The sequence below is a fragment of the Pseudomonas sp. PS02288 genome (assembly GCF_029959715.1).
GTDB classification, from domain to species: domain Bacteria; phylum Pseudomonadota; class Gammaproteobacteria; order Pseudomonadales; family Pseudomonadaceae; genus Pseudomonas_O; species Pseudomonas_O kuykendallii.
The window spans coordinates 43,058-67,039 of record NZ_JASCPA010000021.1 but is presented as its reverse complement, the minus strand read 5'-3'; the positions used below and the strand labels follow the sequence as shown (position 1 = coordinate 67,039).

25 protein-coding genes and 2 pseudogenes are annotated in these 23,982 nt (G+C 67.2%); 26 read left to right on the top strand and 1 reads right to left on the bottom strand.

Annotated features, from left to right (window positions below; all coding sequences use genetic code 11):
• The 8 genes from QMX85_RS10835 to QMX85_RS10800 all read left to right on the top strand — a co-directional run.
• The coding region (locus QMX85_RS10835) for a DUF2285 domain-containing protein (protein WP_282340736.1) at positions 1–373 on the top strand (373 nt) is incomplete at its 5' end.
• 83 nt (positions 374–456) lie between these two features.
• On the top strand, positions 457–738 hold the full coding sequence (locus tag QMX85_RS10830; RefSeq protein ID WP_031643453.1) for a helix-turn-helix domain-containing protein: 282 nt from the start codon (positions 457–459) through the stop codon (positions 736–738).
• Positions 739–758: 20 nt separating this feature from the next.
• The gene (locus QMX85_RS10825; RefSeq protein ID WP_031643452.1) at positions 759–1,595 is read left to right on the top strand and encodes a replication initiator protein A; all 837 of its coding nucleotides are present in this window, start codon (positions 759–761) and stop codon (positions 1,593–1,595) included.
• Positions 1,596–1,863: 268 nt separating this feature from the next.
• The gene (gene parA, locus QMX85_RS10820) at positions 1,864–2,502 is read left to right on the top strand and encodes a ParA family partition ATPase (protein WP_031643451.1); all 639 of its coding nucleotides are present in this window, start codon (positions 1,864–1,866) and stop codon (positions 2,500–2,502) included.
• Positions 2,499–2,750, top strand: coding sequence for a hypothetical protein (locus tag QMX85_RS10815; protein WP_031643449.1), 252 nt, complete (start codon positions 2,499–2,501; stop codon positions 2,748–2,750). Before parA ends, QMX85_RS10815 begins: the two co-directional genes overlap by 4 nt.
• On the top strand, positions 2,747–3,271 hold the full coding sequence (locus QMX85_RS10810) for a DUF2840 domain-containing protein (RefSeq protein ID WP_031643447.1): 525 nt from the start codon (positions 2,747–2,749) through the stop codon (positions 3,269–3,271). Before QMX85_RS10815 ends, QMX85_RS10810 begins: the two co-directional genes overlap by 4 nt.
• Positions 3,268–3,843, top strand: a complete 576-nt coding sequence (locus QMX85_RS10805) for a S26 family signal peptidase (protein WP_031643446.1) — start codon at positions 3,268–3,270, stop codon at positions 3,841–3,843. The genes QMX85_RS10810 and QMX85_RS10805 overlap by 4 nt, the downstream gene beginning before the upstream one ends.
• Before the next feature lie 388 nt (positions 3,844–4,231).
• Entirely contained in the window at positions 4,232–6,199 is a 1,968-nt protein-coding gene (locus QMX85_RS10800; protein WP_031643444.1) for a relaxase/mobilization nuclease and DUF3363 domain-containing protein, read from the top strand.
• 59 nt (positions 6,200–6,258) lie between these two features.
• Here QMX85_RS10800 and QMX85_RS10795 read toward each other — a convergent pair whose 3' ends face one another.
• Entirely contained in the window at positions 6,259–7,167 is a 909-nt protein-coding gene (locus tag QMX85_RS10795) for a LysR family transcriptional regulator (protein ID WP_031643443.1), read from the bottom strand.
• A gap of 87 nt (positions 7,168–7,254) precedes the next feature.
• On the opposite strand from QMX85_RS10795, the gene QMX85_RS10790 reads away from it, so the two are divergent.
• The 18 genes and pseudogenes from QMX85_RS10790 (at position 7,255) to bfr (ending at position 23,927) form a co-directional block, all read left to right on the top strand.
• Positions 7,255–8,388, top strand: coding sequence for an SRPBCC family protein (locus QMX85_RS10790; protein ID WP_031643442.1), 1,134 nt, complete (start codon positions 7,255–7,257; stop codon positions 8,386–8,388).
• Between the two features lies 1 nt (position 8,389).
• Positions 8,390–8,749 (top strand): CidA/LrgA family protein, encoded by a 360-nt coding sequence (locus QMX85_RS10785; protein WP_031643441.1) that lies wholly within the window; start codon positions 8,390–8,392, stop codon positions 8,747–8,749.
• Positions 8,749–9,477, top strand: a pseudogene (locus QMX85_RS10780) (LrgB family protein). The gene QMX85_RS10785 and the pseudogene QMX85_RS10780 overlap by 1 nt, the downstream one beginning before the upstream one ends.
• 207 nt (positions 9,478–9,684) lie before the next feature.
• Positions 9,685–10,629: a LysR family transcriptional regulator gene (locus tag QMX85_RS10775; RefSeq protein ID WP_031643439.1), complete on the top strand. Its 945-nt coding sequence runs from the start codon at positions 9,685–9,687 to the stop codon at positions 10,627–10,629.
• Positions 10,626–10,889: an EexN family lipoprotein gene (locus QMX85_RS10770; protein WP_031643437.1), complete on the top strand. Its 264-nt coding sequence runs from the start codon at positions 10,626–10,628 to the stop codon at positions 10,887–10,889. Before QMX85_RS10775 ends, QMX85_RS10770 begins: the two co-directional genes overlap by 4 nt.
• 230 nt (positions 10,890–11,119) lie before the next feature.
• On the top strand, positions 11,120–13,117 hold the full coding sequence (locus QMX85_RS10765) for a conjugal transfer protein TraG (RefSeq protein ID WP_031643436.1): 1,998 nt from the start codon (positions 11,120–11,122) through the stop codon (positions 13,115–13,117).
• The gene (locus tag QMX85_RS10760; RefSeq protein ID WP_031643435.1) at positions 13,114–13,602 is read left to right on the top strand and encodes a ribbon-helix-helix protein, CopG family; all 489 of its coding nucleotides are present in this window, start codon (positions 13,114–13,116) and stop codon (positions 13,600–13,602) included. Before QMX85_RS10765 ends, QMX85_RS10760 begins: the two co-directional genes overlap by 4 nt.
• Positions 13,599–14,552: pseudogene (gene trbB, locus QMX85_RS10755) on the top strand (P-type conjugative transfer ATPase TrbB); the annotation flags it as partial. The gene QMX85_RS10760 and the pseudogene trbB, both read left to right, overlap by 4 nt.
• Positions 14,553–14,599: 47 nt before the next feature.
• The gene (locus QMX85_RS10750) at positions 14,600–14,977 is read left to right on the top strand and encodes a TrbC/VirB2 family protein (RefSeq protein ID WP_031643433.1); all 378 of its coding nucleotides are present in this window, start codon (positions 14,600–14,602) and stop codon (positions 14,975–14,977) included.
• The gene (locus tag QMX85_RS10745) at positions 14,974–15,258 is read left to right on the top strand and encodes a VirB3 family type IV secretion system protein (protein ID WP_031643431.1); all 285 of its coding nucleotides are present in this window, start codon (positions 14,974–14,976) and stop codon (positions 15,256–15,258) included. The genes QMX85_RS10750 and QMX85_RS10745 overlap by 4 nt, the downstream gene beginning before the upstream one ends.
• A gap of 10 nt (positions 15,259–15,268) precedes the next feature.
• A complete protein-coding gene (gene trbE / locus QMX85_RS10740; RefSeq protein ID WP_031643430.1) occupies positions 15,269–17,719 on the top strand; it encodes a conjugal transfer protein TrbE in 2,451 nt (816 codons plus the stop codon).
• Entirely contained in the window at positions 17,716–18,453 is a 738-nt protein-coding gene (gene trbJ / locus QMX85_RS10735) for a P-type conjugative transfer protein TrbJ (RefSeq protein WP_031643429.1), read from the top strand. The genes trbE and trbJ overlap by 4 nt, the downstream gene beginning before the upstream one ends.
• Before the next feature lie 10 nt (positions 18,454–18,463).
• A complete protein-coding gene (gene trbL / locus QMX85_RS10730; protein WP_282340723.1) occupies positions 18,464–19,840 on the top strand; it encodes a P-type conjugative transfer protein TrbL in 1,377 nt (458 codons plus the stop codon).
• A gap of 12 nt (positions 19,841–19,852) precedes the next feature.
• Positions 19,853–20,557 carry a conjugal transfer protein TrbF gene (gene trbF / locus QMX85_RS10725; RefSeq protein WP_031643427.1) on the top strand — a complete coding sequence of 235 codons (705 nt, stop codon included), beginning with the start codon at positions 19,853–19,855 and terminating at the stop codon, positions 20,555–20,557.
• Positions 20,554–21,543, top strand: coding sequence for a P-type conjugative transfer protein TrbG (gene trbG / locus QMX85_RS10720; RefSeq protein WP_181119332.1), 990 nt, complete (start codon positions 20,554–20,556; stop codon positions 21,541–21,543). Before trbF ends, trbG begins: the two co-directional genes overlap by 4 nt.
• Before the next feature lie 2 nt (positions 21,544–21,545).
• The gene (locus QMX85_RS10715; RefSeq protein ID WP_031643424.1) at positions 21,546–22,838 is read left to right on the top strand and encodes a TrbI/VirB10 family protein; all 1,293 of its coding nucleotides are present in this window, start codon (positions 21,546–21,548) and stop codon (positions 22,836–22,838) included.
• Positions 22,835–23,095, top strand: coding sequence for a DUF2274 domain-containing protein (locus QMX85_RS10710; protein WP_031643423.1), 261 nt, complete (start codon positions 22,835–22,837; stop codon positions 23,093–23,095). The genes QMX85_RS10715 and QMX85_RS10710 overlap by 4 nt, the downstream gene beginning before the upstream one ends.
• Before the next feature lie 367 nt (positions 23,096–23,462).
• A complete protein-coding gene (gene bfr / locus QMX85_RS10705; RefSeq protein ID WP_090225273.1) occupies positions 23,463–23,927 on the top strand; it encodes a bacterioferritin in 465 nt (154 codons plus the stop codon).
• The last annotated feature ends 55 nt before the right edge of the window (positions 23,928–23,982 follow it).

Here is a 23,982-nt window from a genome sequence, read left to right as displayed (position 1 = left end):
CCACCGCACCGCGGGGCGCGCCACCGCGCAGCCGTACTCGCGCTGCCACGCACTGGCTGGGGAACTGGACAAGCTGGCCGTGGCCGCGTCGGCGGCGGTCCATCCGCGCCCAGCGGCCACCGCGCTGCTGGAGATGCACACCCTGCAAGCGCTGGACGGCAGCCTGGCAGGTGCGTCCCTGCGGCGGGTGGCCGACGTGCTGTTCGGCACCGAGACCATTCACCAGGACTGGCACGCCGACGGTGCGCTGCGCGCCCGCGTGCGTCGCCTGGTGCGGCGTGGGCAATGGCTGATGCGCGGCGGCTACCGCCATTTGGCACAGCTTCCGACACTTGAACAGGGACGTTCCGCCGCCCGCGCAAAACGTCCCTGAGCAGGACGCCTTGCTTTCCTGAGACTGCCTCCATCCGGTCGCGCTGTCGTGGCCGGCGACCCCGACCGATGGAGGTTCACGCAATGAGACCGGCTCCCTTGCGGCCGCAGGCCGCACCCGCCACCGCGCAGCAGCCCGCGCGCTACCTGACCAACGACGAAGCCGCCGACTACCTGCGCCTGTCGCCGCGCACGCTGGAGAAGCAGCGTGTCATCGGCGGCGGCCCGCGCTTTCGCAAGTTCGGCCGCCGCGTCATGTACGCAGTGGCCGACCTCGACGCCTGGGCCGACGCCCGCAGCTTCGAGGCCACGTCCGACCCCGAATACGCCGAACGCCATGCGGGTGATTACCGCGATGGCCGCTGACGACCGGCGCGCGGGTGGTCCTGGCCGTGTTCAGCCTGGAGCAGAAGCAGCGCGAACAGCTCGACCTGTTCCGCGCGCTGCCCGGCGACATGGCGCCGCGCGACGCCCAGGACCTGATGGCCTATCCGTTTTTCTCGCTGGCGAAGTCGCGGCGCACTGCGCCGATCGACTTCCGCTCGTCCGGCGTCACCGTGCGCGTGGAAGGCACGCAGGAGCACGGCATCGCCACCATCTGGGATGCGGACATCCTCATCTGGGCCGCCAGCCAGATCGTCGAAGCGCGCGACGCGGGCATCCAGCCGTCGCGCAGGATGCAGGCGACGCCCTACGAGATTCTGCGCTTCATCGGCCGCGGCACGTCGCTGCGCGACTACCAGCGCCTCAAGGCCGCGCTGGATCGCTTGCAATCCACCACGGTGGCCACCTCGATCCGCGAAACGACAGGGCGGCGTCTGCACCGCTTCTCATGGATCAACGAATGGAAAGAGCGCGCGGACGCCAAGGGCGTCCCGCTCGGCCTCGAACTCATCCTGCCGGACTGGTTCTATGCCGGCGTGCTGGACGAGGCCCTGGTGCTCACCATCGACCCCGCGTACTTCAAGCTCACCGGCGGCATCGAGCGCTGGCTTTACCGCCTGGTGCGCAAGCATGGCGGCAAGCAGCGCGAAGGCTGGCAGTTCGACTTCCGCTACCTGCACCGCAAGTCGGGCAGTCTCGCCAAGCCCTACGACTTCGCCTGCGACCTGCGCGCGCTGGTCGCACGGCAGTCGCTGCCCGGCTACGTACTGTCCATCGAACGCTGGCCCGGCGAGCCGGAGATTCTGGCCTTCCGCCCCGTGCCGTCCACGGCACGTTGATAACTGCGGGACAAGCTGTGAACGCCCTCGTGCTATCGGGCGTGCCGAGGCTCGTGCTATCAGGCGTGACCCTATCGTGCTATCAGGCGTGCGAAACAGCCGCAAACCCAGTAACAGCGCGGGTTTTGACGCTCTCTAACGTATCTAACAATAAATACCTAACTTTTAGTAGAAAGACCTTGGCGCGGTGGATAAGCGCCGCAGGCCAACAGCAAAAGCGTTTTCCAAGGCGTTCAGCGAGCCGCTTTCCACCTCGGAGGGCTGCGCCATGATCGTCGCCTTGCTCAACCAGAAAGGCGGCGTCGGCAAGACCACACTCGCCACCCACATCGCCGGCGAACTCGCGCTGCGCGGTCAACAGGTGATCCTGCTCGATGCCGACCCGCAGGGTTCGTCGCTCGACTGGACGCAGCGCAGAAGCCAGCAGGGCCTGCCACGGCTTTTCAGCGCCGTGGGCCTGGCCCGCGAAACGCTGCACCAGGAAGCGCCGGAACTGGCCCGGCGCTGCGATCACATCGTCATCGACGGCCCGCCACGCATTGCCGCACTCGCGCGCTCCGCGCTGCTGGCGGCCGACTGTGTGCTGATCCCGGTGCAGCCCAGCCCCTACGACCTGTGGGCCAGCGCCGAGATGGTCGCGCTGATCCGCGAGGCGCAGGTATTCCGGCCAGCGCTGCGCGCGGCTTTCGTCATCAACCGGCGCATCAGCACCACGATCATCGGCCGCGAAGCGCGCAACGCGCTCGCCGAACAGCCGCTGCCGGCACTGCGCTCCGAAGTGCGCCAGCGCATCGTCTTCGCCGACAGCGTGGCCGCCGGCCGGCTCGCGTGCGAGACAGCCCCCGACAGCATGGCCGCGCGCGAAATCACCGCGCTGGTGGACGAGCTATTGCGGTGGCCGTCATGAGCAGGGAACGCGGCAAACGCATCGCCATCGGCACGCGCCCGCCGGCGAATCCGCAGGCCGAAGCCTGGATTCGCCAGGGCGACAGCGCCGACCTCCAGAAAGGCGACCTCTACACCGCACGCCTGACCCTCGACGTGACGCCCGCCATGCGCGCCCGCATCAAGGTGTCGGCCTTCACCCAGGGCGTGACCGTGGCCGAGCTGCTGCGCGCGCTGCTGGAGCGCGAGTTCCCGGAGCACACACCATGAACAGCACCGCACAGATGGCAACGCCGCCGTCACCGCAACCGCTCGCCGCACTCGCCAGCAGCACGCCGCTCACGCGCGTATCGCTCGCGTATGTCGAGCAGCGCATCAACCTCTACCTGCGCTTCGGCCACCCGGCGCGCACCGTCCAGCTCGACCGCTGGCGGCGCTGCGCGGTGTTCCTGCCCACGGCGATCTTCTGCCGCATCCGCTGGCAATCGAACGACTACGGCACCGTGCGCTGGCAGCTCATGGTGCTGCAAGCCTGCACGCCGCTGGATGCCATGCAGAGCATCCCCGGCGTTCGCCCCGGCGCGCGCATCCTGCTGCACGCCGAAGGCGAACAGAAAACGCGAGCCGTGCTCGCCCGGATCGACGCCATCGAGGCGCTGGGCATCGAGCCTGCCGAGGTGTCGCCGGCCTACTGGCGCACGCTGGGCAACCGCCTGGCCGCGCACCTGCCGCTGCCGGACTACAGCGCCGAGCGCCATGCGGCCTGGCTGGCCGGGAGGGCGCTGCAATGACGACACCCGCCACCACAACGCCCGCCGCTGTGCCTCGCTCACGCCGTCGCGTTCGCCTTGCACTAGCTGCACTCGCGGCCGGCGGCCTCGCGGCGCTGGCCTGGGCCGCCTTCGTACAGCCGGCGGTGCGCATCGTCTACAACCCATCCGACAGCGTGCCGGTCGGCTGGTATCGCATCACACCGGCGCACGCGCTGCCCGGTGCCTTGTCGGTAGACAGCATCGTGCTCACCACCTTGCCGGCAGACGCCGCCACGCTGGCCGCGCAGCGCGGCTACCTGCCGTCGCACATCCCGCTGCTCAAGCGTGTCGGCGCGGTGGCGCCGCAACACGTCTGCATCGTCGATGGCGTGGTGCGCATCGACGGCGTGCCGGTGGTCGCCGTGCTGCGCACCGACCGCTGGGGCCGGCCGCTGCCATCCTGGCCGCAGTGCCGTCCACTTGCCCAGGGCGAACTGTTCCTGCTCAGCGTCACCAACCCGGCGTCGTTCGACAGCCGCTACTTCGGCCCAGTCAGCGCTGCCGCCGTGCTCGGCGTAGCGCAGCCGCTGCGCCTGGAGCCGCAGCCATGACAGCGCACATCATTCCGCCGTGTTCGCGTTCATGCCGGTGCCGCGCGTGTGCCTTCGCACCGCGCTTGGCCCGGCATTCCCCCGTGCAGACAGCTTGCCCCGAGCGCGCCATGCCACAGGCAGGGCTGGCGCTCGCAGGCGGCCAGGCGGCGCTTTGCGCAGCGCCGCCTGGGCATCGCACCCCCGTGCCGTCAGGCGCGGGGCAGATGCAGGGCAAGATAAAAGGTCGCGGCACTGCGTTGCGCGAAAAGCCAGTCTGCACGTGGGGGGAGCGCGGCACGCGCCGGGGAACGGCATCGTGCCGCGAACAGCGCCAAGGCCACGCAGGCACTGGCGAAACCGCGTGCATCGCGCCCTCTGGCGCGCTGGACTGCGCCGGAGCCACCCCATGAGCCGGCGCAGCGGCGACGACGCCGACCGCTTCCGCATCCGTCCCGGCGCGCCCAAGGACCGCACGCAGTCGTTCGTCAACCGCGTGCTCAAGCAGGCCAGCAAGGCCGGTGCCAAGGTCGGCAAGGCAGGCCACCGTCCCGGTGCCCGGCTGGGGCGCGGGCACGTCGCCGCGCGCTTCGCCGGGCAGTCGCTGGGCGCCAATGCACGGCGCGTCACCATCAAGACCCGGCTGGTGAATCTCGCCAAGGCCGGGCCGCGTTCGACCACCGCCCACCTGCGCTACATCGAGCGCGAAGGCGTGGACCGCCAGGGCGGGCGGGGCCGCGCCTACGGGCCAATGACCGACGACGCCGACCTGGCCGCCTTCGAGGAACGCGGCCGCGAAGACCGGCACCAGTTCCGCTTCATCGCCTCGCCGGAAGACGCCGAACAGCTCGACGACCTGCGCACCTACACCCGCCACCTGATGCAGCGCATGGAAGGCGACCTGGGCACGCAGCTCGATTGGGTCGCCGTCGATCACTGGAACACCGACAACCCGCACACCCATATCGTGCTGCGCGGTAAAGACGACACCGGAAAAGACCTCATCATCGCCCGCGACTACATCGCCGAAGGAATGCGCCACCGCGCCGCCGAACTGGCCACCGAATGGCTCGGCCCGCGCACCGAACTGGAGATCCAGCAAAGCATGGCCCGCGAGGTGGAGCAGGAGCGCTGGACGGGGCTGGACCGCACCCTACAGCGCGAAGCGGTGAACGGCCGCATCACCATCGACCGGCTGAACGTGCTGCCCCGTCTGCGAAGCCAGCGCCTGCTGCTGATCGGCCGCCTGCAACACTTGCAGAGCATGGGGCTGGTGCGCGAAAAGGAGCCCGGCGTCTGGGCCATTCACCCCAACGTCGAAGACACCCTGCGGGCGATGGGCGAGCGCGGCGACATCATCCGCACCATGCAGCGCGCAATGGGCGGCGCGCAGCGCGAACTGGCGGTGTTCGAGCCGGGCAAGCACGCCCGCCCGATCCTCGGCCGCGTCGCCACCAAGGGCCTGGCCGACGAGCTGTACGACAAGGGCTACCTGATCGTCGATGGCACCGACGGCAAGGCCCACTACGTCGCGCTGCCACCCCGCACAGAGCTGGAGCAGTACCCCAGGGGCGCGGTGGTGGAAGTCAAAGGCGCGGCCGGCGTGCGCGCGGCGGACAAGACCATCGCCGCGCTGGCCGTCGATGGCCTGTACCGCACCGACCAACACCTGGCCGTGGCCAAGGCGCAGGCCCAAGGACAGACCATGAGCGGCCGCGACCCCGCCGAGGTGGTCGCCGCCCATGTCCGCCGGCTGGAAGCCCTGCGCCGCGCCGGCATCGTGGAGCGCCTGGGCGAAGGCGTCTGGCAAGTCCCGGCCGACCTGCCCGAGCAGGGCCGGCGGCACGACACCCAGCGCCTGGGCGGCGGCGTGGCCGTGGAGCTGAAATCGCACCTGTCCATCGAGCGGCAGGCTCGCGTGATCGGCGCCACCTGGCTGGACCAGCAGTTGATCGGCGGCGGCGAGGGCCTGGGCGAGCTGGGCTTTGGCAGCGAGGTGCGCAAAGCCCTCCAGCAGCGTGCCGATTTCCTCGAAGAACAGGGCCTGGCCGAGCGGCGCGGCCAGCGCGTGATCCTCGCGCGCAACCTGCTACGCACACTGCGCAACCGGGAGCTGGCGTCAGCGGCGCAAAGCATTGCCGCCGAAACCGGCCTGGAGCACCGCCCGGTGGGCGACGGCCAGCGCGTCAGCGGCGTCTACCGGCGCAGTGTCATGCTGGCCAGCGGGCGCTACGCCATGCTCGATGACGGCAAGGGGTTCAGCCTGGTGCCATGGAAGCCCGTCATCGAACAACGCCTTGGCCAATCGCTGTCAGCGACCGTGCAAGCTGGGCGAGCAACGTGGGAGCTTGGCCGCTCGCGCGGCCCAGGTATTTAGATGGACCGGTTTGGGGGCGTGCCGCCGGCACGGTGCATCTTTCAACGGGGGCAGAGCGCTTATCGGCGCTTCATCGTCGAGACAAGCTGCTCCCGCAACCACTTCAACCCGACGGCTACGTCCTGCTGCTTGTGCCAGATCAGGTTCACCTGGACCGGCGCCATGACCAGCGGCAGGGGAAGAATCTGTAGGGAATACTGCTTGGCAAAGTGCTCGGCGAGTCGTCGCGGCACGGTTCCGAGCAGGTGGGAGCGAGAGACCACCGCTGGAATGGCCAGATAGTGCGGCACAAGCAACTGCACCTTCCGTTGCACCTTCGCAGAGCCCAGCACGATCTCCAGTGGCGACCCACGTCCGGCGCGTGGATGAACCGAGACGTGATGGCAATCCTGAAACTGCGACATCGTCAATCGTCCCTTGATCTTGGGATGATTTGAACAGGCGATGACGGCGAGTTCTTCTTCGCTCAGCGGCTGGTACCGCAGATCGTCGTTGTTGAAGTGCAGGTAGTCGATGGCCAGATCCAGCTCGCCGGTCTCCAGACGTTTTACGAGGGTGTCTGCATCGTCCGACTGGACGGAGAGCACCAGTCGAGGCGCCATCGCATGCAGTTTAGACAGCACCTCCGGCAGAAACACGGCCTGCGCGTAGTCGTTCATCGACACCCGAAACATCAGGTCGCTTTCGACATCGACCTCTTCCTGCGGACCCAGCCCGATACGCAGCAGATGCAATGCCTGACGCACCGGCCCATAGAGGGTCTGCGCCTGCGGGGTAGGCACCATTCCGCGTGATGTGCGCTGGAACAACGGCTCGCCCAACTGCTCGCGCAAGCGGGCCAGGGCATTGCTGACCGTTGACTGGCTCAAGTGCAAGCGCGTAGCGGCTCGCGTCAGGTTCTGCTCCTGCATCAGCGCATCGAATACCAGCAGCAGATTCAGGTCGATCTGTCGTAAATTCGTTATCATGAATAAAGGTCATTTTTAATATCCATTAGACAAATAATGTGACGCCCCCTATCGTCCTGTCAACTCCTCGACAGGATGGGCAAGCACATGCAATTCGATACGACCAGCTTTCGCGCGCGGTATCGCGCGCAGATCAATCCCCGCTACAACGCCTGGCTGCATGGCGGCTTTGTTCTTCTGTTCGGCGCGCTCTGCATCGGATTTCTCTGGAGCCGTGCCGAGAACGTGCAGCCCTGGGAGTGGCTGGCGGTGCCGCTGGCGCTGATCCTCCAGAACTGGGGCGAATACATGGTTCACCGGCACCTGGGCCACTTCAAACACCGCTTCAGCAAGATGTTCTACCAGCGCCATACCGGCGACCACCACAGCTTCTTCGCTTACGGACAGATGAGCTACGAGCGCGCCCAGGATTGGCGGGTCATCTTTTTCCCGGCATGGCTGATCGTCGTGTTTGCGGCGGCCAACCTGGCGAGCTACTGGGTGCTGAGTCATTGGAATACCAATGTTGCGGCCCTTTTCAGCGGATCGATGCTGCTCGGATATCTCGCCTACGAAATTCTCCATGCCTGCGAACACCTGCCGGAACAGCATCCCATCTCGAAGCTGCCGTGGGTGCGCCACATGCGCCGGCTGCACGAGCTGCACCATGCCCGTGACTTGATGCAGACGTTCAACTTCAACGTGGTGTTCCCGCTCTGGGACTGGATTTACGGGACGCTCTACTGGGAAAACGAAGGCCACATCGAAGATCGCAAGAAGATGACCTCGATGCAGCACCACATCGACATCCGCCGGTCGCCGGAGCAGGTGCTGGGCTATCTCAGTACCCCGACTCGCTGGCACGAATGGCACCACTACCCGGTGGCGATCAAAGGCCCTTCCGGCTCGCTGCCTGCCGGTGCCGAGTTTGCATACACCGGCGGCCGCGCGGGCCATCTGCTGTGGGATGTCATCGAATACGTGCCGGGGCATCGCTGGCAGGCGCGGGCGCGTGGCAGATACGGCCTGATGATGTTCGTGACCTACGAGTGCAAACCGATGGGAACGATGACCCGATTCACGCGCACGCTGGAGTATCGCTTTTCCCACCTGATCGGACGTCTGGCCAACCACCTCTTTCTGCGCAAGCGGATCGAGAAGGACTCCGCAGACCTGCTGGATAACCTCAGCACCGTGGCCGAGAAGGTGATTCCTGCGTCCTCAGCTTCTTCGCCCCGCTAGCATGCTGCTCCGTGGCCTGACTTGGTTGGTGCTGTTTCAGTTGATCGGCACCGCACTCAATGTCCTGATCTTGCCCATGCTGCCCGGTCCGATCATCGGCATGCTGCTGATGTTCGCTTTCCTCCGGATTCGTGGCGAAGTGGGGCAGCCGATCAGCGAAGCGGCCACCGCTCTGTTGCGTTACCTGCCTCTACTGCTGGTGCCGCCCGCCGTAGGGGTCATGGTCTACACCCGACAGATCGCCGCTGACTTCTGGGCCTTGGCAGGAGCCCTGGGTCTGTCGTTGCTGATCTCGCTGGTGTTCGCGGGCTGGCTGATGCAGCGGCTGATTGAACGTCAGTCGCAACGGAGCGAAAGCTGATGGTTTGGCATGGGCAAGAGGCGCTGCACGCCGTCGTGCATCACCCTCTATTCGGCGTGGGCATCACGCTAGGTGTCTACCAGATGGCACAGGCCGCTTACGAACGCACCCGGTCGATGTTCCTGCAACCCGTGCTGGTTTCGATGATCGTGGTGATCGGATTACTGCTGCTGGCGGGGCTCAGCTATGAAGAGTATCGCGACAGCGCCTTTGTGCTCACGGTGCTGCTGGGGCCGACCACGGTAGCGCTGGCCGTGCCGCTGTATCTCAACTTGCAGCGTATCCGCCAACTGTTCTGGCCGATCCTGATCACGTTGGCGGCGGCAGGTACTGTCGCGACGGCGCTGGGCGTGGGCCTGGCTTGGGCATTCGGCGCTGATCACGTCATGTTGATGACGCTTGCGCCCAAGTCCGTGACCTCGCCCATCGCCATGCTGGTGGCCGAACAGATTGGAGGCGTGGCCGCACTTGCCGCCGTATTCGTTCTGATCACTGGCGTGATCGGTGCCATGTGCGGCCCTGAGCTGCTGCGTCGCTTCGGCATCCATCATCCGGCGGCGTAGGGCATCGCGCTGGGGATCACCGCCCATGCGGTGGGGACCGGCCGGGCCTTGCAGGAGAGTGAGGAATGCGGTGCGTTCGCGGCGCTGGCCATGAGTCTGATGGGGGCACTGACGGCGGTGGCTCTGCCCATCGCGGTGATCTGGATTTGCGGATCACCGCAGTGATTTCCGTGCCGTTCAATGTTCACCCGCTGGCCCATGCCGAGAGCATGGGTATTTCTTCTTCGGGGCTGGTGGGCTTCGTCAGGCCGTATGGGGGCGAGCGCTGATGGTTGATTTCGATGCAGGAGAAGCTGAGGCGCCCGAGTAGAAAGCATGCCGGATGTGGGCGGTTCTCTTGGTTGCCGGTGATTCAACGATGGGAACTACTGGATGGAACTACGCCACTTGCGATGCTTCCTCGCGGTTGCCGAGGAACTGCACTTTGCCCGCGCAGCCGAACGCTTGCACATTGAGCAGTCACCACTGTCACGCGCCATCAAGGAGCTGGAAGAAGACTTGGGCGTCAAGCTGTTCATACGAACCACCCGCAGTACGCGGCTGACTCGTGCGGGCACACTGTTCCTCACCCATGTGCCGCGCATCTTCGCAGCCTTGCAGCAGGCACGGGACAGCATGAGGGCTGCGGCCAACGGTTTTCACGGCCAACTACGCATCGCCCTGTCCGACGGACTCACGCCATCACGCCTGCCCACCCTGCTGGCGCTGTGTCGGCAGGAGGAACCCGAAGTCGAAATCCGCCTGTTCGAGACGCCGCTGTCACAACAGATCAAAGGGCTGCATGACGACCTGTACGACGTGGGCTTCGCACAGTCCGACGAGGTGGGTGATGGCATCGTCGCGGAGCCGGTGTGGAGTGATCCGCTGATGGTGGCCGTGCCCGCACGGCATCCGCTGCTCGCTCACAAGCGCATCCCGTTGGACGAAGTGTTGCGCTATCCGCTGGTGCTGTGTGATCCCCAAGTGTACGAAGGCTATGCGCGACAGGTGGCGCGCGTGCTGCGCCGCGCGGAGCGCGAGCCGTTGATTGCCGAACAGGTGGCGTCGTTCGACTTGATGATGGCGCTGGTGTCGGCGGGATTGGCCCTGGGGCTGGCCGGCTCATCGCACATCATCGTCTGCCGAGACTCGGGCATCGTGGCAAGGCCATTGGCCGGACGTTCGCCCATGCTCACGACCTATCTGCTGCGACTGGTCGGCGAACCTTCGGAAACCCTGACCCGCTTCATCGAGAGGGTTCATTCCATCCAGTCGCCCGAGGGCAGCAAGCCCGCCACGCCCCATCAGTCCGACACTGCGGAGGAATTCGAGCCATGAAGAAGATCATGCCGTTTCTGTTTGCCCTGGCGCTCACCGCCTGCGGCCAGTCCGAAACACCGGCGCCGGCCGCATTGCCCACAGTCGAAGCGCTCGCGGCCGATCCCGAACGGCTGAAGGAGCTTCGCCAACAATGCAGGCTCGATCGCGCCGCGCTGAGCGACGAGCTGTGCAACCGCGTGGCCGAGGCGACGCGCAAGCGCTTCTTCGGTGACGGAACCGTGCCCTATACACCGCCCGAGACGCCGCCGAAGTTCTGATCGCAGCCCTGGCGGTTTCGATCTTGAATTTTTCTCAACACGCCGCAACGCGCTCGCGCTTGCTGCGCTTTCTCTGTTTCCGCCCCCGCATGAATTGATGTTTTCCAAGCGAGTTTTGTCCCGATAACGGTCTTTGACCGGCACCGACCCGGCACTGATTCTCGACCTTGCGGCACGCATGTGTGCCGTTTTCGCCGAGGCATCAGCGCAGGAGAAGTCGGAGGCCGTAAATGCAAGGGACGAACGTGCTGTTCGGGCAGATCGCCGCCGTATTCGGCATCGTGATCGCCGGCGTGTGGACCGCCACACAATGGACAGCCGCCGCCCTGGGCTATCAAGTACGCCTTGGCTCGCCCTGGTTCGATTTCTTCGGCACGCCGGTCTACCACCCATGGCGCTTGTTCGAGTGGTGGTTCTTCTTTGACGCCTACGCGCCCCACATCTTCGCCAAGGGCGGCGCCATCGCTGGCGCGAGCGGCCTGGTGGCGGTAGTGGTGGCCATCGCCATGTCGGTATGGCGCTCGCGGCAGGCGCGCCGCGTCACCACCTACGGTTCGGCGCGCTGGGCCGCCGGCGCGGAAATCATCAAGGCCGGGCTGATGGGCCTGGCGGGCGTGTTTCTCGGCCTGTTCGACGGGCGCTACCTGCGCCACGCCGGGCCGGAGCATGTGCTGGCCTTCGCGCCCACCCGCAGCGGCAAGGGCGTGGGCCTGGTGGTGCCCACCTTGCTGACGTGGCCGGCATCAGCCGTGATCCACGACATCAAGGGCGAGAACTGGAAGCTCACCGCCGGCTGGCGTTCGCGCTTTTCGCACTGCCTGCTGTTCAACCCCACCGACGCGAAGTCGGCCGCCTACAACCCGCTGCTGGAGGTACGGCGCGGCGCGCATGAAGTGCGCGACGTGCAGAACATCGCGGACATTCTGGTTGATCCCGAAGGCGCGCTGGAAAAGCGCAACCACTGGGAGAAGACCAGCCACGCGCTGCTGGTCGGCGCCATCCTGCATGTGCTCTACGCCGGCGAGGACAAGACGCTGCGCGGCGTCGCCAACTTCCTCAGTGATCCCGCGTGCCCGTTTGAAGTCACGCTGCACCGGATGATGACGACGCATCACCTGGGCGATGCGCCGCATCCGGTGGTCGCGTCCGCCGCGCGCGAAGTGCTCAACAAGAGCGACAACGAGCGCTCGGGTGTATTGAGCACCGCCATGTCTTTCCTCGGCCTGTACCGCGATCCCACGGTGGCCGAAGTGACCTCGCGCTGCGACTGGCGCATCGCCGACCTGATTTCGGCGAAGCATCCGGTGTCACTGTACCTGGTGGTGCCGCCTTCGGATATTTCGCGCACCAAGCCGCTGGTGCGTTTGATCCTCAACCAGATCGGCCGGCGACTCACCGAATCGCTCGATGGCAGCGACGGCATTCCACGCCGCCATGAACTGCTGCTGATGCTCGACGAGTTCCCGGCATTGGGCCGGCTCGACTTCTTCGAGTCCGCCTTGGCCTTCATGGCGGGCTACGGCCTGCGCGCCTTCCTGATCGCGCAGTCGCTCAACCAGATCGACAAAGCCTACGGCCAGAACCATTCGATTCTGGACAACTGCCATGTGCGCGTGACCTTCGCCACCAACGACGAGCGCACGGCGAAACGCATCTCCGAAACCCTGGGCACCGCCACCGAGCTGCGCGCGCAGCGCAATTACGCCGGCCACCGGCTCGCACCCTGGCTCGGCCACCTGATGGTGTCGCGTCAGGAGACGGCACGGCCGCTGCTCACGCCCGGCGAGGTGATGCAGCTTCCGCCCGACGAGGCGGTGGTGATGGTGTCCGGCCATCCGCCGATCAGAGCGCGGAAGCTGCGCTACTACACCGACGCCAACTTCCAGCGCCGCATCCTGCCGCCGCCCGTGCTGGTGCAGGGCCGCTATACGGATGCTCCAGCGGTCCGGCCGGACGACTGGAGCACCTTGGCGGTTCCCGCCATACCCGTTGCGCCTGCTGTCGCAGCCGCTGGGCTCGACGACCCCGACGACGGCGGCCCGCGCCGCCAGCCCGAGCTGTCCGACGCCGTGGCCTACAGCGCCGAACCCGAGCACGCGGCCAGTGACCTGGCGCTGCTTGATGACGAAGACGACCTGCCGCTTCCCCTGCCATCCCAGCTCGACCCGCGCCTGACGCGCGCGGCGCGGCTGGCCGCCCTCGATCCCAACGACGGAATCCAGCTATGAGCCATCTTCATTCCCGCCATCGCCTGAACCTGTTCATCGAGCGCGACCACGCCAAGCGCCTGGACGAGCTGGCCGCCAAGAAAGGCGTGTCCAAGTCGTCCATCGTTGCGGCAGCGCTGGCGTCCTGGCTGTCGCCGGACGCGGCCGACCAGCGCGAGGCGGCCATCGCCAAACGCCTCGATCGCCTGTCGCGCCAGTTCGAGAAGCTGGAGCGCGACCAGAACATCCTGATCGAGACGCTGGCGCTGTTCGTGCGCTACTACCTCACCGTCAGTACGCCGCTGCCGGAGGCGCATCAGGAGGCGGCGAAGGCGCAGGGCAAGGCGCGCTTCGAGCAGTTCATCGAACAGCTCGGCCGCCACCTGCTGCGCGGGCGCAGCCTGGTGCGTGAGGTGGTCGAGGAGATCCAGCCCGACGTGCAGCGGCTGGACGAGGCGGCGGCGCTGGCCGAGGCGCAGGAGCGTGCGAGGGAGACGGCCTTATGAACGAGCTATCTTCCGCCGCCACGTCGCTGGACCGACGCATCCGCATGTTGCGCACGGCGATGGGGCCGCTGATCGCCGCCGCGCTGGAAGACCCGGACGTGGTGGAGGTGATGCTGAACCCGGACGGCGCGCTGTGGCTCGACCGGCTGTCGTCGGGGCGTGCGGCCACTGGCGAGTCGCTGTCCGCCGCCGATGGCGAACGCATCATCCGCCTGGTGGCCGCGCACGTCGGCACGGAGGTGCATCGCGGCCAACCGCTGCTGACCGCCGAACTGCCGGAAACCGGCGAGCGCTTCGAGGGCATCTTGCCGCCGGCGGCGCCAGGCCCGGCCTTCGCCCTGCGCAAGCGCGCCGTGGGCGTGATCGGCCTAGCCGACTATGTGAGCGACGGCATTCTGTCCGAGCCGCAGGCCGCGTTTCTGCGCCGCGCGGTGCGCGAGCGTCAGAACATCCTGATCGCCGGTGGCACCAGTACCGGCAAGACCACGCTGGCCAATGCGCTGCTGGCCGAGATCGCCGATACCGGCGACCGCGTGCTGGTGCTCGAAGACACGGTGGAGTTGCAGTGCGCGGCGCGCGACCACGTGCCGCTGCGCACCCGCGCCGGCGTGGTGTCGATGACCGAGCTGGTGCGCGCCACCATGCGCCTGCGCCCCGACCGGGTGATCGTTGGCGAGGTGCGCGGCGGTGAAGCACTGGACCTCATCAAAGTGTGGGGCACCGGCCACCCCGGCGGCATCGCCACGTTGCACGCCAGCTCCGCCCACGGCGCGCTCTTGCGCCTGGAGCAACTGATTCTCGAAGTCGCCCTGACCCCGCCGCGCGCGCTGATCGCCGAGGCGGTGAACGTGATCGTGTTCATCGCCGGACGCGGCCGTGCCCGGCATGTGCAGACCGTCGCCCGCGTGAGCGGCTTCGACGGCCACGGCTACCAGCTCGACGACGCACTGGCACAGCCACTTCCTTCCCCGTCCTCAACCCACCCTGGAGAACTGCCATGACGCCTTCTCATGCTTTGCGCATTTCCGTAAATCCGCCTTTCCACGTTTCCCGCCTTGCGCGCCTGGCCGGGCCGACGCAACAGGGACTGCTGCTGGCGCTCGTATTCCTGCTGATGGCCGGCACGGCGCACGCGGCCGGTTCCTCGATGCCCTGGGAAGGACCGCTGCAAGCCATCCTCGAATCCATCCAGGGGCCGGTGGCGCGCATCGTCGCGGTCATCATCATCATTGCCACCGGGTTGGCGCTGGCCTTCGGCGATACCAGCGGCGGCTTCCGCAAGCTGATCCAGATCGTCTTCGGCCTGTCTATCGCGTTCGCAGCGTCCTCGTTCTTCCTGTCGTTCTTCAGCTTCTCCGGCGGGGCCGTCGTATGAGCGCGCCCGATGAGTTCGCCGACGGTTTCGCCAGTGGTTTCGAGGTGCCGCTGCATCGCTCGCTGACCGAGCCGGTCCTGCTGGGCGGTGCGCCGCGCACCGTGGCAATCGCCAACGGCACGCTGGCCGCTGCCGTGGGCCTGGGTCTGCAACTGTGGATTCCGGGCCTGGTGCTGTGGATCGTCGGCCATTCATTGGCGGTGTGGGGCGCACGGCTGGACCCGCAATTCATGCAGGTGTTCGCTCGGCACATCAAGCACAAGCCGCTGCTGGACGTGTGAGGGCGCCGCCATGTTGAACCTCACCGAATACCGCCAGCGTCCCGCACTGCTCGCCGACTGGCTGCCCTGGGCCGGGCTGGTGGCGCCCGGCGTGGTGCTCAACAAGGACGGCTCGTTCCAGCGCACCGCGCGCTTTCGTGGCCCGGACCTGGACAGCGCGACGCAGGGCGAGCTGATCGCCACGTCGGCGCGGCTCAACAACGCACTGCGCCGCCTGGGTTCGGGCTGGGCCTTGTTCGTGGAGGCCGAGCGGTTGGCGGCGGCCGACTATCCGCAGTCCGACTTTCCCGAGCCGCTGTCCTGGCTGGTGGACGAAGAGCGCCGTGCGACCTTCGAGGAAGACGGCAGCCACTTCGAGAGCGGCTACCACCTGACGCTGCTGTACCTGCCGCCGGAGGAATCCCACGCGCGCGCCGCCAAGCTGCTCTACGAGAACACGCCGCAGCGCGGGGTGGACTGGCGCGAGCGGCTGGCCGCCTTCGTCGCGGAGACGGATCGCTTCTTCGACCTGCTCGACGGCGTGATGCCGGAGATTGCCTGGCTCGACGACGGCGAGACGCTGACCTACCTGCACGCGACCATTTCCACGCGGCGCTACCGCGTCGGGGTGCCAGAGGTGCCGTTCCACCTCGATGCGCTGCTGGCCGACTGCCCGCTGGTCGGCGGCCTGGCGCCGATGCTGGGCGATGCGCACCTGCGCGTGGTGTCGGTGCGCGGCTTCCCGACCTCGACCTGGCCGGGGCTGCTGGACGATTTGAACCGCCTGGGCTTTGCCTACCGCTGGAGCACGCGCTTCCTGTGCATGGACAAAGCCGAGGCCGAGCGTGAACTGGGCCGCCTGCGCCGGCAGTGGTTCGCCAAGCGCAAGAACGTGGTGGCGCTGCTGCGCGAAACGATCTTCCAGCAGGAAAGCCCGCTGGTGGACACCGACGCCAGCAACAAGGCCGTCGATGCCGACGCGGCCTTGCAGGAGCTGGGTGGCGATCAGGTGGCCTTCGGCTATGTGACGGCGACCGTGACGGTGCTGGACGCCGACCCGGCCGTGGCCGACGAGAAGCTGCGCATGATCGAGCGCGTCATCCAGGGTCGCGGCTTCGTCACCATTCCGGAAACACTCAACGCCGTGGATGCCTGGCTGTCTTCGGTTCCGGGCAACGCCTACGCCAATGTGCGCCAGCCGATCATTTCCACGCTGAACCTCGCGCACCTGATGCCGGTGTCGGCAGTGTGGGCCGGGCCGGAGCGCAACGACCACCTCGACGGCCCGCCGCTGATCGTCACGCGCACCGACGGCGCGACGCCTTTCCGGCTGGTGACGCACATCGGCGACGTGGGCCACACGCTGGTGGCCGGCCCCACCGGCATGGGCAAGTCGGTGCTGCTCGCCACGCTGGCGATGCAGTTCCGACGCTATCCCGGCGCGCGCATCTTCGCCTTCGACATGGGGCGTTCGATGCGCGCCACCATCCTGGGCCTGGGCGGCGAGCACTACGACTTGGGCACGGATGGCGACATCGCGTTCCAGCCGCTGGCGCGCATCGACCAGGAGGGCTACCGCGCCTGGGCGGCCGAATGGCTGGAAGGCCGGGCGCAGCAGGAGGGTGCCACCATCGGCCCCGACGAGAAGGCCGCCATCTGGTCGGCGCTGCAAAGCCTCGCCGGCGCGCCGGTGGAACAGCGCACGCTGACCGGATTTTCAGTGCTGTTGCAGAACAACGCGCTGCGCCAGGCGCTCGCGCCCTACGTGCTCGGCGGCGCGCACGGCAAGCTGCTGGACGCCGACCACGACCGGCTCGGCACCGCCGATGTGCAGGGCTTCGAGATGGAGGAACTGATGGCCAGCCGCGCCGCCGTGCTGGCAGTGCTGGGCTATCTGTTCGCGCGCTTCGATGAGCGTTTCGACGGCGCGCCCACGCTGTTGATCCTCGACGAAGCCTGGCTGTTCCTCGACGACCCGGTGTTCGCGGCGCGCATCCGCCAGTGGCTCAAGACTCTGCGCAAGAAGAACGTCAGCGTGGTCTTCGCCACGCAGTCGCTTGCCGACATCAAGGATTCCAGCATCGCACCGGCCATCGTGGAGAGCTGCGCGAGCCGCATCTTCCTGCCCAACCCGCAGGCCACCGAGCCGCAGATTCGCACGATCTACCAGGGCTTCGGGCTCAACGCCCGGCAGATCGAGATCGTCGCCACCGCGCAGCCCAAGCGCGATTACTACTACCAGTCGCGCCTCGGCAACCGCCTGTTCGACCTCGACCTGGGGCCGGTCGTGCTGGCGTTCGCCGGCGCCTCGACGCCGCAGGATCAGCGCGACATGGACCGTGTATTGCGCGAGGCCGGCCACGCCGACTTCGCCAGTGTCTGGCTGCGCCATCGCGGCCTCGATTGGGCGGCCGAGCTGCTGCCGTCCGCGCCCGCCGCATCCCCGTTCTTATCCCCCCAATCACAGGAGAACCTGTCATGAAAACCCGTGTGCTTTCCGTTTCGCTCGCCGCCGTGCTGGCGGGCTCGCTGCTGGTCGTGCAACCCGCGACGGCGTTCACCGTCATCGACCCGACCAACCTGATCCAGAACACGCTGACCGCGATCCGCACGCTGGAGCAGATCAACAACCAGGTGCGCCAGCTCCAGAACGAGGCGCAGATGCTCATCAATCAGGCGCGCAATCTGGCTGGCCTCGACTACAACGTGGTCAACCGGCTGCGCTCGACGCTGGCGACCACCGAACGCCTAATCGCAGAGGCGCAGGGCCTGGCCTACGACGTGGCGCACATGGATCAGGAGTTCGCGCGGCTGTACCCGCACGAGTACGCCGCCAGCGTCAGCGGCGACCGCATGGCGCAGGATGCGCGCGAGCGCTGGCGCCACACGCTCGACGGCCTGCACACAGCGATGCGCGTGCAGGCGCAGGTGTCGCAGAACCTCAGCGAAGACGAGAGCGTGCTGGCCGATCTGGTCGCCCAGAGCCAGTCGGCCGGTGGCGCGCTGCAAGCCATGCAGGCGACCAACCAACTGCTGGCCTTGCAGGCCAAGCAGGCGATCCAGGCGCAGCAGCTCCAGTTGACGCAGGACCGTGCCGCATCGCTGGAGCTGGCGCGCCAGGCGGCGGCCACCGAGCGCGCCCGCGAGGTGCGGCGGCGCTTCCTCGGCGAGGGCACGCCGTACACGCCGCAGCCCGTGCGCTTCTACGGCAACTGAGGAAAGCGTGATGGACGACGTGGCGGTGATCGACCGATTCCTTGGTGTTTTCTCCACCTACATCGACTCGGGGTTCGGACTGCTGGGCGGTGAGATCGCCTTTCTCACCGCCACCCTGATCGTGATCGACATGACCCTGGCCGGTTGGTACTGGGCCATGAGCCACGCCACCGGCCAGGGTGACGACGTGATCGCCAAGCTGCTGCGCAAGGTGCTCTACGTCGGCGCCTTCGCCTACATCCTCAGCAACTTCAACCTGCTGGCGGGCATCGTCTTCCGCTCGTTCGCCGGGCTGGGGCTGATGGCTTCGGGCTCGACGATTTCGGAAACCGAGTTCCTGCAACCCGGCCGGCTGGCGAAGGTGGGCATCGACGCCGCCGAGCCGATCATGGAGCAGATCGGCGACATGACGGGCTTTCCCGGCGTGTTCGTGAACCTCGATGCCATCATGGTGCTGTTCCTGGCCTGGCTGGTGGTGATCCTCACCTTCTTCATCCTGGCGGTGCAGCTTTTCATCACGCTGATCGAGTTCAAGCTGACCACGCTCGCCGGCTTCGTGCTGGTGCCGTTCGCCTTGTGGAACAAGACCGCGTTCCTAGCCGAGAAGGTCTTGGGCAACGTGGTGTCGTCGGGCATCAAGGTGCTGGTGCTGGCGGTGATCGTCGGCATCGGCACCGGCCTGTTCGCCGAGTTCCAGACCGTGCCCGATGAACCGTCCATCGACCACGCGCTGGTGGTGATGCTCGCCTCGTTGGCGATGCTGGCGCTGGGGATCTTCGGGCCGGGCATCGCCACCGGGCTGATTTCCGGCGGCCCGCAACTTGGCGCGGGTGCGATGGCCGGTGCCGCGCTCGGCGTGGCCGGCACTGCCGTTGCGGCGGGCGCGGTGGCCACGGGCGTGGGCGGTGCCGTCGTCGCCGGTGCGCGCATGGCGCCCGGCGCTGCCCGCATGGTCGCCGGCGGTGCGCGCTCGATGGCATCCACCGCCAGCAGTGCGAAGTCCGCCTTCCAGGCGGGTTCCGCTGGCGCTGGTGGTGGCCTCAAGGGTGCAGCGGCCGGGCTAGGCAACGTCGCCCGCACGGGCGCGCAGTCGGTCGGCCAGAAGGTCGCCGCCGGTGCCCGCTCGCTGAAAGAGCGGGCCGCCTCTGCCATGCAGCCCGAAGCCGCCACCTCGACGGCTGGGGCGGGCGGCGGCGCTGCTGCCTCGACCGCCCAGGGCGGTGCGGACGCCACGTCCGACAGTACCTCGCAACCGGCCTGGGCCAAGCGCCTGCAACGCCGCCAGCAGCTTTCCCATGCCGCCACCACCGTTGCGCACACGCTGCGCGGTGGCGACGGCGGCGGCGCGGGCAGCGGCCCCAGCCTGCGCGATCCCTCGAATTCATAAGGAGAACTTGCCATGCGATTCAAACGACCGCAGGTGCGCTATGCCGAATCGCCGCAGCCGGCCACGCCGTACCAGAGCGCCGAACAGGTGTGGGACGAGCGCATCGGCTCGCCCCGCGTGCAGGCGAAGAACTGGCGGCTGATGGCCTTCGGTTGCCTGACGCTCGCGCTGCTGATGGCCGGCGGCCTGGTGTGGCGCTCGGCGCAATCCATCGTCACACCTTATGTGGTGGAAGTGGATCACGGTGGGCAGGTGCGCGCTGTCGGCGAGGCGGCCACGCCGTACCGCCCCAACGACGCGCAGATCGCGCACCACCTGGCGCGCTTCGTCACGCTGGTGCGCTCGCTGTCCATCGACCCTATCGTCGTCCGGCAGAACTGGCTGGACGCCTACGACTACACCACCGACCGCGGCGCGGCGGTGCTCAACGACTACGCGCGGGCCAACGATCCCTTCGCGCGCATCGGCCGGGAAACGGTGACGGTGGAGATCAACAGCGTCGTGCGCGCCAGCGATGCGTCGTTCCAGATTCGCTGGACCGAGCGCCGCTACGTCAACGGCGCGGCGGCGGGCATCGAGCGCTGGACGGCGGTGGTGTCCATCGTGCTGCAACTCCCCCGCACCGAGGCGCGGTTGCGCCGCAATCCCCTGGGCATCTACGTCAACGGCCTGTCGTGGAGCCGCGAACTCGATTCGACCGAAGGAGGCAGGCCATGAAAACGTCTTTCCGCTTTTACGCTGTTGCAGTGGTCGCCATTGCGCTGACCGGCTGTGCCACACCGCGCAAGCCGCCGACCATCACCCTCGACGAGCCGGTGCAGGCGCAGCCGCTGCCTGAACTGCCCAAGCCGGTGGAGGTGGTCGCGGTGCCCGAACCTTTGCCGCTGCCGGGGCAGTTGATGCCGTTGCCCGAGACGGTGGAGCCGCCACCGACGCCCGAGCCCACGGACGAGCGCGTGCGCGTGTCCCGCGCCAACGCGGAGGCGCGCGTCGCCCCCACGCGCGAGGGCTACGTCAACGCGATTCAGGTCTGGCCCTTCACCGACGGCGCGCTGTACCAGGTCTATGCCAGTCCGGGCCGGGTGACGGTGATTGCCTTGCAGCCCGGCGAGGAGCTGGTGACGGTCGCCGCCGGCGACACCGTGCGCTGGATCGTCGGCGACACGGCCAGCGGCGGCGGTGACGAGCTGCGCGTCAATGTGCTGGTGAAGCCGATCCGCTCGGGCCTCAAAACCAATCTGGTCATCACCACCAGCCGCCGCACCTACCTGATCGAGCTGACCTCGACTGAGAAGGCGTGGATGGCCTCGGTGTCCTGGGACTACCCGAGGGACCGGATGCTGTCCTTGCAGCGCCAGGCGCAGGCGGCCAGCGTCGCCGCGCCGCTCGATACGGGCCTGTCGCTGGAAAACATCCGCTTCCGCTACGCGATCAGCGGCAGCAATGCGCCGTGGAAGCCGCTGCGCGCCTTCGACGATGGCGAGAAGGTCTATATCCAGTTTCCCGCCGGCATCGCCCAGGGCGAGCTGCCGCCGCTGTTCGTGATCGGCGCGCAGGGCGACGGGCAACTGGTGAACTACCGCTTCCGCTCGCCGTACTACATCGTGGACCGGCTGTTCGGTGCGGCTGAACTGCGTCTGGGCGGCAAGAAGGGCGACATCGTGCGCATCGAACGTACCGATGGCGTCACGCGGGGGAACTGACCATGAGCCAGGACGATACCCCCGAGCTTGCCGCGCCACCGGCCGGCAAGCTGGCGCCCGAGGCGGTGGCGCTGCGCGCCCAACCGCGCCCGGTCACGCGCCTGAACCGGCGCATGTTGGCGGTGCTGGTCGGCGGCATGGCCACCGCCGTGCTGGGCGCGACGATCTGGTCGCTGCAAGCCCCGCAACGTCGGGGCGCAGGCGAGCAGGCCGAGCTGTACAACGTCGATCGCGTGTCGCGCTCCGAAGGGCTGGCGCAGTTGCCCGCCGACTACTCGCAACTGCCACCCGCGCTGCCGCCGGAGGTGCCGATGCTGGGCGAGCCCTTGCCCGGCGACCTGGGCGGGCCGATCCTGCGCGCCGAGCAGCGTGCGCAAGGCTACCCGCCATCCGGCCACGACCCGGCCGAGGCCGAGCGCCTGGCCCGCTTGAAGGAGGCCGAGGAAGCGGCTGCCTCGTCGGTGTTCTTCCGCTCGGGCGGGCAGCGCGCCACGGCGGCGGCACCAGCCCAGGCCGCCGCGCCTGCGTTCGCGTCGAACGCGGCCTTCGACCCGCTGGCGGCCGGGCCGGCCTCGACGGCCGCGCAGTCGCTCGACCCCACGGCCGTGCAGAACCGGCAGGAGCAGAAGGAGGCGTTTCTGTCACAAGCCGGTTCCACGCAAACCCGTAATTCCGGGAATCTGCAAATGCCTGTCTCGCCGTATCAGGTGATGGCCGGCACGGTGATCCCGGCCGCGCTGGTGACGGGCATCAAGTCCGACCTGCCGGGTGACGTGATCGCCACGGTGACGGAAACGGTCTACGACACGGCCACCGGCCGTTATCCACTGATCCCGCAGGGCTCGCGCCTGATGGGCCGCTACAACAGCCAGGTCAGCTACGGGCAGACGCGCATCCAGATGGTGTGGCATCGCATCATCCTGCCGGACACCTCATCGGTTCAGCTCGACAATCTGGTGGGCAGCGACCCGGCCGGCTATGCCGGCCTGGAGGATGGTGTCGATTGGCATTGGGATCGGATCTTCGCCGGCGCGGCGCTGACCACGCTGCTCGGCATCGGTGCCGAACTGGCCACCCCCGAGAACCGCCAGGACGGCAACCGCGTCATCATCGCCGGCCGCGACAGCGTGCAGGACACGGTGAACCAGATCGGCCAGGAGGTGACGCGCCGCAACCTGAACATCCAGCCCACCTTGACCAACCGGCCCGGCCTGCCGGTGCGCATCATCGTCAACCGCGACCTGGTACTTCAGCCGTACCAGCCGCTGTTCTTCAACAGGGGGTCGTCACGATGAGCACGAACAAACTGCGGCTCGGACCGCTGCCTTCCAGCACCAGCGTCAAGCTGACCTTCACATGCCCGGCCAGCCTCAAAGCCGACCTCGACCGCTACGCCGCGCTGCACGCGCAGACCTACGGCGAAGCGGTCGATGCCGTGACGCTGATTCCGCACATGCTGGAAGCGTTCATGGCGCGGGATCGGGGATTCAGGAAAGGGACGGCACCGCCGAAAGCGCCACCCGCGCCCCGACGCGATGCGCCGCCTGCATAGATGCGGTGCCGTACCCGCTGCAAACAAAATGCGCAGGCCATCGACCTGCGCTTTTTGCTTTGGGCTATGGCTCGGGGGAGCCTCGTCATATCATCGCCGCCAACGCCGAGCGTGGATGCACGCTCGGACACGCCGGAGCCCGCAACCGCGTTGCCCTTATGTGGCTCCTAGCCTGTTTGCGCGGAACCGCGCGAAGGGCCGGCGAGAAGACTCAAGCCCTTGTCCCATATAGACTTCGGGCATCTCGCCTATCTTTCGATGATGCTTGACAGGCGAAATTTTTTATGTCCCGTCGTCGGTGTTGCTCTGAGTCATCGCCTTTTAGGCGATAATCCAACACCTTGGCGTTTTTCCTGGAGAGCTCGACATGCGCGGCGAAGCGGAAGTCATCAATTATTTCATCGGTCTGCTCAAGGGCGAGCTGGCCGCTCGCGACCAGTACTTCCTGCACTCGCGGATGTATGCCGACTGGGGACTCACCGAGCTTTACGAGCGGATCAACCACGAGATGGAAGAGGAAACCCAGCACGCGGACGCGTTGCTCAAGCGCATCCTGTTCCTCGAAGGCGTACCGGACATGACTCCCGAACCGCTGAATACCGGCACCAGCGTGCCGGAAATGCTGCGGGCCGACCTCGCCTTGGAATACCAGGTGCGTGCGGCGCTGGCACAGGGTATCGCGCTCTGCGAGAAGTGCGGCGACTACGAGAGCCGCGAAATCCTTGAGCTACAACTCAAGGATACCGAGGAAGACCACGCCTACTGGCTGGAACAGCAACTGGGTCTGATCGACCGTATCGGCTTGCAGAACTACCTGCAGTCGAAGATGTAGAGCCGGCATCAACGAAAAAGCCCCGCGAATGCGGGGCTTTTTGTTTTTGTGCTGC